The sequence below is a fragment of the Haloarchaeobius sp. FL176 genome (genome assembly GCF_024609245.1).
Lineage (GTDB): Archaea > Halobacteriota > Halobacteria > Halobacteriales > Natrialbaceae > Haloarchaeobius.
Genome location: NZ_JANJYH010000011.1, coordinates 90,832 through 101,622, shown reverse-complemented (window position 1 = coordinate 101,622; position 10,791 = coordinate 90,832). Strand labels below are relative to the sequence as shown.

The window sequence follows — 10,791 nt, the reverse complement described above, 5'->3', positions numbered from 1 at the left end:
ACGCCGACATCGAGGTCAGCGACGAGGGCGAACTGCCGTGGACCCAGCGCCTGGACATGACCGCGTTCCAGGAAGACACGGGCTACGAAGTCGAGTACGGCCTCGAAGCTGGCTTCCGCAAGTACATCGCCGTCCTCCGCGAGGAGGCCGGGCTGGACCCGCTGTAGGCAGTCGGAACGGTTCTGCGTCCCGGTCGGTCACAACGACCAATACGTCCCCCCGTCAACCGCCCGGGTAGACGGACATGGTCACAGGACTAGATTTCTGCACGGACCGGCTCCGCGTCGCCACCGGCGACCCGGACGACCCGACGCTGACGGATGCGCCCGCGCTCGTCGCGACGGTCGGCGCGGACGCGCTCGCCGACACCGGCCTCTCCCTGGACGAACTCGCGCACGCCGAACGCGACGGAACGGTGTACGTGGTGGGCGAGGACGCGAACCGAGTCGCCGACGCGACCCGTGCGACGGCGGAACCGCTGTTCGTCCGCGAGGTGCTGGCCGCCCGGGAGGGGGCTGGCGAGGCGCTGGCGGCGCTCGTGGAATCCGTGGCCGGCGACGACCCCGGGCGTGCCTGTTACACCTCGCCGGGGACGGTCGTCGAAGCCGACCTGCCGACCGAAACACACCGCGGGGTCGTCGCTGACGCGCTCGAAGCAGCGGGGTTCGACGCGACGCCCATCCACACCGGGCTGGCGACCCTCTACGGCGCGGCCGACGACGACGGCTACACCGGCCTCGGTGTGGCCGTCCGCCCGGAGTCCACCGCGGTCTGTCTCTCCTACTACGGCGTCCCGGTCGTCGCCTTCTCCCTCCCGACCGGCACCGAGGACCTCGTGGCACGGGCGGCCGACGCGGCGGACGCGGGTGAGAGCGACGTGCGCGTCGCGCTCTCGGCGTTCTCGCTCGGCCCCGACACCAAGGCTGGCGGCGTCGAGGGCGCGCTCGCGGAGGCCTACGACGGGCTGGTCGCGGACCTGCTCGACAGACTCGGGCACGAGGCCGACGAGGGGGACGTCCGGCCGGGCGTCGCGGCCCCGGTCGTGCTTGCCGGCGAGGGGGCGGTTCCGGGGCTCGAACTCCTGCTCGGTGGCCGACTCGACGACTCCGCGGTCCCCGTCTCCGTCGATTCGGTCCGCCGCGCCGCGGATCCGGTGACTTGCCCGGTACGCGGGGCGCTCGCCGCTGCGGAGGCCGACGTGGACGCGTACGAGGCGGTGGCCTGGTCCGAGACCGGGTCGCCCGAGACCGACGACGGGTCTGGCAACGGTGGCGCGTCGATGGCAGCCACCGGCGGTAGCGCCGAGACCGCCCCCGCCGACGGCCGGACGGGCGGGCAGAGCCCGGAGGACGACTCCGCGAACCGCGCCATCGACCAGATGTTCGAGCGCCTGGGCAAGCGCGACGACGAACTCGCCGAGGTGCAGGCCGCGGTCGACGAACTGGCAGCGCGTGTCGACGACCTGCGCGCCGAGGCTGCCCTCGCGACCGACCTCGCCGACGTCACCGACCAGCTGGACGACGTGGCTGCCGACCTCTCCGCCCTGGACGACCGCGCTGCCGCCGGAACCGACGTCGAACAGCTGGCCGAGCGCGTGGACGACCTCTCGGCGGACCTCGACGAGGCGACCGAGGACGCGACCGACCGCATCGGCGACCTCGAACGGCGGACGAACCTGAACGGCTCGCTGCTGGAGGACCTGCGCGAGGACCTCGACGACTCCGCCGAGGAACTGTCGGCGCTGACCGACCGGCTGGCCGACCTCGACGACCGGACGGTCGATGTGTCGGCCCACGACGCTCTCGACTCCCAGGTAGAGGAGGTCGCGGCGGACCTCGACGGACTGGGCACGATGCTCGACGGCGTCGCCGACGAACTCGCGGAGCTCCGGCTGGACCTCACGGCCGACCTGGACGCCGTCGAGGACGCGCTCGACGCCACCGGCGAGGACCTCGCGGCCCTGCGCGCGGAGAGCGCTGACGCCGAGCGCGTCGACGCACTCGCGGCCCGACTCGACGAGCTGGACGGATCGCTCGGGGAGCTCCGAGACGACGTTGACGCCGTGGACGACGAGGTTGCCGACGTGGCTGCCCGCGTGGACGGTGTTGCCGCGCAGGTCGACGACGTGGACGACGGCATCGCTGCCGTGGAGGACCGCGTCGACGCGGTCGAGGACCATGTGGGTGGCGTCGCCGACGACCTCGGCACCGTGCGGGAACGCGTCGATGGCGTCGACGACAGGCTCGACGAGACAGAGGCGGACGTGCAGTCGGTCGACGCTCGGGTCGCGGAGGTGGCCGAGCGAGTCGACTCGCTCGGGTCGGACCACGGGGAGCTGACGGGGCGTGTCGACGGCCTCGCAGCCCGGCTGGACGACATCGAGGCCCGCGACGTGGCGAGCACCGAGGACCTGGCCGCGCTCCGTGCGGACGTGAGCGACCAGCGGGAGGTCGTCGACGAGATCCGTTCGGAACTCTCTGCGGTCCAGGCAGACGCCGACGGGATGGACGAGCGCCTCGAATCGCTGGCTCGCGAGGTCGAGACCGTCGAGGACGAGGTGGCGACGGTCGCGGCGGAGTCGGTCGATCCGAGCGAACACGAGTCGCTCGCGGAGCAGGTTGGCGACGTGCAGGACCGGGTGGACGAACTCACCGAGGCGCTCGAAGACACCGGGGACGACGAGCTGGCCGAGCGAGCCGGTGAACTCGAAGCGCGTGTCGACGGTCTCGAGGACCGCGTCGAGGAGGCGGCCAGGTTCTCGGACCGGCTGGACTCGGTGGAGGAACGGGTCGAGTCGGACGACGAGGACGGGGAGGCGGCTACGGCGGCCCGGTCGTCCGCCGTCGCTGCTGGGATCGTCTCCGGGGCCACCGTCGCGGGAGTCGTCGGGCTGGTCGGTGCCGTCACGGGCCCGATGGGCGGCGGGCTGGCCGGCGTCGCTATCGCCGTCGTGGTCGGCGCGGCCGTGCTGTTGCGCTAGTTCCGCGACCGGCTCAGTTCTGGGTCTGGCTGTACTCGTCGACCCACTCCTTCAGGGTGATGCCCATGGCGGACTGGGTGATGGCGTTGGAGGAGGCGGAGTTCGCGCTCTTGACGAGTTCGGCCTCCATGGTGCGGGTGGGGACCTCGCCGAGGAAGTGCGGGATGGCACGCTGGACGGCGAGCGGACAGCCGACCTCGTGAGCGAGCGCGTAGCCGGAGATGGAGTGGGGAATCTCCTCGCTGGCGTAGTGCTCGCGGTCGGGCTCGTCGAGTAGCTCTGCGTCGACGAAGTCGACGTACTCGTAGGCCTTGCCCACGTCGTGGAGCAGGCAGGCGGCGACGACGACGTCCACGTCGGGGTCGGCCCCGTGGAACTCGCGCTGTATCTCGGCGGACTCGATGGCGATCTTGGTGACGCCGCGGACGTGCTCGACGTTGGTCACCTCGTGGATGTTCCAGGCGTACGGGATGTCCGCGATGTCCTGCCAGCCGCCGCGTTCGAGGCCGAGCGTCCAGGCCTCGACGACCTGGTCTCGTAGCTCGTCCTCCTCGATGCGGTCGAGCTCCGGGTAGGCGTCGCGGACCTGCGCCTCGTAGTCCGGCTCGGTCATCTCAGTACCCCTCGAAGTCCCCGACATCGTTCTTCTGGAGCGTCTCCTCCCCGATGAAGCGCGGGCGCTCTTCGATGGCGAGGAAGTTGTTCACGTCCTCGCGGGCCTGGGCAGCGACGTCCTTCGTCGGGTCGTAGTCGCGCGAGCCTTCGCTACCGAGGGCCTCGTGGAGGTCGTCGAGCGTCTCGAAGTAGAGCTCTGCGACGCCGTCGAACTCGGCGTTCTCCGGGTCGGTCGGATACACCGTCTGGTAGCGGACGACGCCCTCGATATCCTTCGCCAGCGGCGAGTGGTTGTTCTCCCAGTACTCGCGGAACTCCTCGTGGCTCATCCCCTCCTTGCGCACGAGGAACGCGCTGTGCTTGTAGAGGCCGTCGGTGTCGCCGTCGACCTCGTTCTTCCAGACCTTCTCCTCGCCGATGAACCGGGGGCGCTCCTCGACATCGAGGAAGTTGTTCACGTCCTCGCGCGCTTGGGCAGCGACCTCCCGCGTGGGGTCGTAGTCGCGCGAGCCTTCGCTGCCGAGTGCCTCGTGGAGGTCGTCGAGCGTCTCGAAGTACAACTCCGCGATACCGTCGAACTCGGCATTCTCGGGGTCGGTCGGGTACACCGTCTGGTAGCGCACGACGCCCTCGATGTCCTTCGCCAGCGGCGAGTGGTTGTGCTGCCAGTAGTCCATGAACTCGTCGTGGCTCATTCCCTCCTTGCGCACGAGCAGTGCGACGTGCTTGTACATACCTGCGGTCTACTCGGCACCGGACATAAAACTAGAGGACACAACTCTCCGTCGTATTTTTCGCGTTTCTCCGTGACGGAACCGGGATTGTGCCATCGAGAAGTGATTTGTACTCCATAAATACCCCGGATATGTGCGGGCGAACTGATTTAGGGTCTATTTAATAATTGTTCATGCATGGCACGGGGTACCAGTAATCGCAAGCAGCGCACCAGTAATAAAGGGGAATCCAGTGGTTTCGGGTCCCGTCGTAACTTCCTTCGGGCGACGGCAGGGGCGAGTGCTCTCGGATTGGCCGGCTGTCTCGACAACATCGGTGGCGGTGGTGGCAGCTCCGATACGATCACCTACGGCGTCGTCAGCCCGATGTCCGGCTCGTACAGCGGTCTCGCGCCCGGACAGCGGTACGGCGCGCGGCTCGCCATCGAGACGCTTCAGGAGGACGACGATTTCGACTTCGAGATCGAGGGCGTCTACAAGGACGGCCAGACCGAAGACACCGCCTCCGTCGACGCAGCCAGGCGGGCCGTCGAGGAGGACGGTGCGAACTTCATCATGGGGGCCATCTCGAGCTCCGTCGCTCTGGCACTGAACGAACTCGCCGCCGACGAGGAGGTCATCTACAACCCCGGCGGAGCCGCGGTTCCGGTCACCGGGAGCGGCTGCAACCAGTACGTCTTCCGCGCGGAGACGAACACGGCACAGATCGCCGAGGCGGTCTCCGAGTACACTGTCAACAACCTCGGGAACAACGTCTGGTTCCACATCGCGGACTACGCCTACGGCACGTCCGTCCGGAACCGTGTCGAATCCCGGATGCGCGAGGCCGACGCGAACCTCACCATCACCGGGAGCACCGCCTCGCAGCTCGGCTCCACGAACTTCGACACGTACATCTCCCAGATTGACAACTCCGACGCCGACGTCGTCGTCGTGGGGATGACCGGCGGCGACCTCATCAACTTCACGGCACAGGCCGTCGAGGCCGGCATCACCGAGGACAAGGACATCATGGCACCCACGATGTCCTTCCAGGTCGTCCGTCGGGCGCTCGGCCCGGCGGCGTACGGGCTGTACGGCGGTGTCCGGTACGTCGCGGACATCGACAACCCGCAGAACAACACCTTCCGCGAGGCGTACATGAACATGGACGAGACCAGCGCGCCGCCGGACAACTTCGCCCGGGTCGGCTACCAGTCCGTCATGATGACCGCGGAGGGCATCAAGGAGGCCGGCTCGACCAACGTCGACGACGTCATCGACGCGCTGGAGGGACTGGAGATGGACTCCATCCTCGGCACCAACCAGTTCCGGGCCTGCGACCACCAGGCGCTCAACCCGACGTGGATGGGCCAGTGCGTCGAGCCCGACTCGGGAGAGATGGCGGACGTCGAGCTCCTCTCGAAGGTCGAGGGGCCCGACGCCATGATCCCGTGCGAGGAGACCGAGTGCTCCCTCTAAGATGGTAGCGCTGCAAGCGAGCTTCGGTGTCAGCCTCCTCGATCAGCTCGTCAACGGGCTGACCGTGGGGATGGTGTACGTCCTCCTCGCGGCGGGACTGTCCATCATCTTCGGCGTGATGGACGTCATCAACTTCGCCCACGGGGAGCTGTTAGCCCTGGGCGCGTACTTCGGCGTCGCTATCACGACCGCCGGCATCGGCAACTTCTGGGTCGCGCTCATCGTTGCGCCACTCGCGGTCGCGGTACTCGGCGGTGCGTTGGAGCGGCTGACCGTCCGACCGCTGTACGGCAGGGACCCGCTGTACCACATCCTGCTTACCTTCGGGCTGGTGCTCATCTTCGTCGACGCCATCGAGCTGGTCTGGGGAACACAACCGCTCGGGACGATCGACGTCGGCGTGCTCTCCGGGACCGTCTCGATACTCGGCTTCCAGAAGACGCTGTACAGCTACTTCGTCATCGTCGCCGGGTCGCTCATCGCGCTCGGCGCGTGGCTGATGCTCGAACGCACGCGCTTCGGGCTGGTCGTCCGCGCCGGTTCGATGGACCGCGACATGGTCCGTCACCTCGGCATCGACATCGACCGCTACTACACGTTCGTCTTCGCGTTCGGTGCGTTCCTCGCCGCCGTCGGCGGGGTCATCCTCGCGGGTCGGCAGTCGGTCGGCCCCGGAATGGGTGGCTCGGTCATCATCCCGGCGTTCATCGTCGTGGTGCTCGGCGGACTGGGGAGCTTCCGCGGTGCGGTCGCCGGCGGCCTGCTCGTCGGCGTCGTGCAGGTCCTCGTCCAGTGGCAGGTGCCGTTCCTGGAGGGACTCGTCGTCTTCCTGCTCATGATCGGCGTCCTGCTCGTCCGGCCGCAGGGGCTGTTCGGCAGCCCGGAGTGGCACGACCCCGGCGAAGGGGGTGAACTGCTCACGGCCGCCGGGAGCGGCATACTGAGCGGCAGACAACGACGGCTGATCGGGGTGGGCGTCGTCGCGTTGCTCCTGCTCGCTCCGCTCGGTATCGGGGTGCTCTACGGTGCGTTCTACATCAACAGCATCCTCGTCGAGATACTCATCTGGGCGCTGTTCGCCCTGAGCCTCGACCTCGTGATGGGGTACACCGGCCTCGTCTCGCTGGGGCACGTGCTGTTCTACGGCCTCGGCGCGTACGCGACGGTGCTGTTCTCGCTGTACCTGGTGCCCTCGATCTGGCTCGCGCTGCTCGCCGGCATCGTGGTCGCGGCGCTCATCGCCTGGGTCGTCGGCTACCTGTCCATCCGCGTCTCCGGCGTGTACTTCTCGATGATCACGCTGGCGTTCGCCGAACTGTTCGCCAGCCTGTCGCTGAAGCTGCCCGGTCTGCGCGAGCAGTTCAACCCGACGCTTTCCTCGCTCGGCCTCCCGACCGTCCCGGCGCTGACCAACGGCGAGGACGGCATCGGCGCCGACGCGTTCTACTACGGCCTCTCGTCGGGGCCGGAGTTCGGTGACGTCTCCCTGCTCGGGGAGATCCACCTGTACTACTACGTCATCGTCGCGCTCGTCGTCGGCTCGTACCTCGTCTCCCGGCGGCTCATCGACGCGCCGTTCGGGAGTGTACTGCAAGCCATCCGCGAGTCGGAACAGCGCGCGTCGTTCCTCGGCTACGATACGACGGCGTACAAGCGCCGGGCGTTCGTCGTCAGCGGAGCGCTCGCGGGACTCGCCGGCGGGCTGCGCGCGACCCAGAACCTCGGGCGCGCCTCGCCCGGGTTCCTCGACTGGCTGCTGTCCGGCGAGGTCATCGTCATGACCCTGCTCGGCGGGATGGGCACGCTGTACGGCCCGATGGTCGGGGCGGCCGGCTACCTGTCGCTGGAGGAGATACTGCTCGACGTCGGTATCGAGCAGTGGCAGGGCGTGCTCGGCATCGTCTTCGTCCTGTTCGTCATCTTCGTGCCGCGTGGCCTCGTCTCGATTCCGTCGCTGCTGAAACAGTACACGGAGTCATCGTCGGAGTCACCCCCGGAGGGTGAGCCCACGGAGGTGTCCGACTGATGGCGGCGACGGACGACCAGACGGACGACACCAGGGAAGCGTCGTTCGGCGGCGGCGAGCCGGTGCTCGAGACGCAGAGACTGACTCGACGTTTCGGTGAACTCGTCGCCGTCGACGACCTCGATATCGAGGTCGGACAGGGCGAGTTCCGGAGCATCATCGGGCCGAACGGCGCCGGGAAGACCACCCTGTTCAACCTCATCTCGGGGGCCTTGCTGCCGAGCGAGGGGTCGGTCATCTTCGAGGGCGAGGACGTCTCCAAGCTGCGGCCGCACGAGCGCGTCCACCGCGGTATCGGCCGCTCGTTCCAGATCACGAACGTCTTCGGCGGGCTCTCCGTTCGAGAGAACGTCAGACTGGCCGCACAGGCGGTCCTTCAGGGGCGCTCGCCGGTCGAGAACGTCTTCCGGCACAAGGACTCGTTCGACGACCTGAACGGTCGGGCCGACGACGTGCTCTCGCGCATCGGGCTCGCCGAGCGCGGCCACGAACAGGCGAGCACGCTCGCCTACGGCGACCGTCGCCGACTGGAGATCGGGCTCGTGCTGGCGACGGACCCCCAGCTCGTCATGCTCGACGAACCGACCGCCGGCATGAGTGCCGAGGAGACCCGCGCCACGATGGAGCTCATCGGCGAGGTGCTCGGCGACCGGACCGTGCTACTCATCGAACACGACATCGAACTCGTCATGAACGCGTCCGACCGCATCACGGTGCTGAACCGCGGAGAGGAGCTGGCGACCGGGCCACCGGAGGCCGTCGCCGAGAACGAGCAGGTACAGCAGGCCTACCTCGGCGGTGGTGTGCTGTGAGCCTGCTCGAACTGGCGGACGTCCACGGCGGCTACGGCGAGACGGAGGTGCTCTCGGGCGTCACGATGGACGTCGAGGAGGGCGAGGTCGTCACGCTCGTCGGCCGCAACGGCGTCGGCAAGACGACGACGCTCCGGAGCATCGTCGGCGTGGTCGAACCGACCGCCGGGGAAGTCCGGTTCCGCGGCGAGGAGATCACCGGCTCGTCCTCGGAGACGGTCGCGCGGGACGGCATCGGGTTCGTCCCGGAGGAGCGCCGGGTCTTCCCCGGCCTCACGGTGACCGAGAACCTGAAGATGGGCCGGTTCGGCGGTGCGGACACCGCCCACCGCCGGAGCGTCGAGGACATCTGGGAGCTCGACGCCTTCGAGAACCTCCGCGAGCGCAAGGATAGCCGGGGCACCGACCTCTCCGGCGGCGAACAGCAGATGCTCGCCATCGCGCGGGCGCTCGTCGCCGGGGCGGACCTGCTCCTGCTGGACGAGCCGACGGAGGGGCTCGCACCCATCATCGTCGAGCGAGTCGCCGACCTCGTCCGCGAGCTCAACGAGGAGGGCATCACGGTCCTGCTCGTCGAGCAGAACGTGGCCGTCGCCTCCGCGCTGGCGGACCGCGTCTACATCCTCGACAAGGGGAGCATCGTCTACGAGGGCACACCGGAGGAGCTAGACGCCGACGAGGAGGTCCGCGACCGACACCTCGGCATCAGCATGTGACCCTCACCAAATCTTACGGTACAGCACGCGAAACGGATACTACGAACGTCCACAGTCACGACATATGACATACAACGACATCGAAACCGCGTCACGCGACGAACTGACCGAACTGCAGAACGAACGCCTCCGGAACACCGTCGAGCACGTGTACGAGAACGTGCCCTGGTACCGGGAGACCTTCGAGGACGCTGGCATCGCACCGGCGGACATCGAGAGCGTCGACGACATCTCGGAGCTCCCGTTCACCACGAAGGAGGACATCCGCGACAACTACCCGGACGGACTGTTCGCCGTCGACCACAGCGAGCTCCGCCGCGTCCACGCCTCCTCCGGCACGACGGGCAAGCCGAAGATCGTCGCCTACACCGAGGACGACCTCGGGGTCTGGCACGAGGTCATGGCCCGGTCGCTGTACGCCGCCGGCGTCCGCGAGGGCGACGTGGTCCAGAACTCCTACGGCTACGGGCTGTTCACGGGTGGCCTCGGCTTCCACGACGGCGTCGAGGAGCTCGGTGCCTGTGTCATTCCGACCGGCGGTGGCAACACGTCGCGCCAGCTCGACATGCTCCAGGACATGGGCTCCGACGTGCTCTCGTGTACGCCGTCGTACTGCCTCTACCTCGCGGAAACCGCCGAGGAGCGGGGTCTCGACATCAAGGACTTCCCGCTCGAACGTGTCGTCATCGGGGCCGAGCCGTTCACCGACCCGATGCGCGAGGAGATCGAGGAGGCACTGGGCGTGACAGCAGTCGACGTGTACGGCCTCTCCGAAATCATCGGACCGGGCGTCTCCATCGAGTGCGAGGAAGCACAGGACGGCCTGCACCTCTGGGAGGACCACTTCTACCCCGAGGTCGTCGACCCCAGAACCGGCGAGGTTCTCGACGAAGGCGAGGAGGGCGAGCTCGTCATCACGTCGCTCACGAAGGAGGCGTTCCCGATGATCCGGTACCGCACCGGCGACATGACGCGCCTGAACTACGAGGAGTGCGAGTGCGGGCGCACCATCGTCCGGATGGACAACATCACCGGACGGGCGGACGACCTGCTCATCATCCGTGGCGTCAACGTCTACCCGAGCCAGATCGAGGAGGTCATGGTCGACATGGCCGACGTCGCGCCCTACTACCGCATCGACCTCTACCGTGAGGGCAACCTCGACACGATGGAACTCACCGTCGAGCACGACGAGTCCTACGACGGCAGCCACAAGGAACTCGAGCGGGACATCGAGGGCAAGCTAAACGAAGTCCTCGACGTGAAGCCCGACGAGGTCGAGGTCGTCGGCCCCGGCGTCATCGAGCGCACCGAGGTCGGCAAGGTCAAGCGCGTCTTCGACCACCGGGAAGAGTAAACTCCCCCGTCGCCTCCGCTACCGGGGTCACCGCGGGGAGTAGCCGGCACCGTCGTCGAACCGCAGGCTGCACGTACTTTCTTGCTGTCG

8 protein-coding genes and 1 pseudogene are annotated in these 10,791 nt (G+C 68.0%); 7 read left to right on the top strand and 2 right to left on the bottom strand.

What is annotated here, in order from left to right; genetic code table 11:
- A pseudogene (locus NO978_RS16845) lies at window positions 1–167 on the top strand (UDP-glucose 4-epimerase); the annotation flags it as partial.
- Window positions 168–244: 77 nt separating this feature from the next.
- A complete protein-coding gene (locus NO978_RS16840) occupies window positions 245–2,980 on the top strand; it encodes a hypothetical protein (RefSeq protein ID WP_257300723.1) in 2,736 nt (911 codons plus the stop codon).
- Window positions 2,981–2,993: 13 nt separating this feature from the next.
- Here NO978_RS16840 and NO978_RS16835 read toward each other — a convergent pair whose 3' ends face one another.
- Together NO978_RS16835 and NO978_RS16830 are read right to left on the bottom strand one after the other, a co-directional pair.
- On the bottom strand, window positions 2,994–3,593 hold the full coding sequence (locus NO978_RS16835; RefSeq protein ID WP_257300722.1) for an HD domain-containing protein: 600 nt from the start codon (window positions 3,591–3,593) through the stop codon (window positions 2,994–2,996).
- Window position 3,594: 1 nt separating this feature from the next.
- Complete coding sequence (locus tag NO978_RS16830) at window positions 3,595–4,329, bottom strand: EthD domain-containing protein (protein ID WP_257300721.1); 735 nt, start codon at window positions 4,327–4,329, stop codon at window positions 3,595–3,597.
- Between the two features lie 177 nt (window positions 4,330–4,506).
- Here NO978_RS16830 and NO978_RS16825 point away from each other — a divergent pair, with 177 nt between their 5' ends.
- From NO978_RS16825 to paaK, 5 genes are all read left to right on the top strand, one after another.
- Entirely contained in the window at window positions 4,507–5,790 is a 1,284-nt protein-coding gene (locus NO978_RS16825) for an ABC transporter substrate-binding protein (protein ID WP_257300720.1), read from the top strand.
- 1 nt (window position 5,791) lies between these two features.
- The gene (locus NO978_RS16820; RefSeq protein ID WP_257300719.1) at window positions 5,792–7,816 is read left to right on the top strand and encodes an ABC transporter permease; all 2,025 of its coding nucleotides are present in this window, start codon (window positions 5,792–5,794) and stop codon (window positions 7,814–7,816) included.
- A complete protein-coding gene (locus NO978_RS16815) occupies window positions 7,816–8,628 on the top strand; it encodes an ABC transporter ATP-binding protein (protein ID WP_257300718.1) in 813 nt (270 codons plus the stop codon). The genes NO978_RS16820 and NO978_RS16815 overlap by 1 nt, the downstream gene beginning before the upstream one ends.
- 2 nt (window positions 8,629–8,630) lie before the next feature.
- A complete protein-coding gene (locus tag NO978_RS16810; protein WP_303647357.1) occupies window positions 8,631–9,344 on the top strand; it encodes an ABC transporter ATP-binding protein in 714 nt (237 codons plus the stop codon).
- A gap of 64 nt (window positions 9,345–9,408) precedes the next feature.
- A complete protein-coding gene (gene paaK, locus NO978_RS16805; RefSeq protein ID WP_257300716.1) occupies window positions 9,409–10,701 on the top strand; it encodes a phenylacetate--CoA ligase PaaK in 1,293 nt (430 codons plus the stop codon).
- Window positions 10,702–10,791 lie beyond the last annotated feature (90 nt).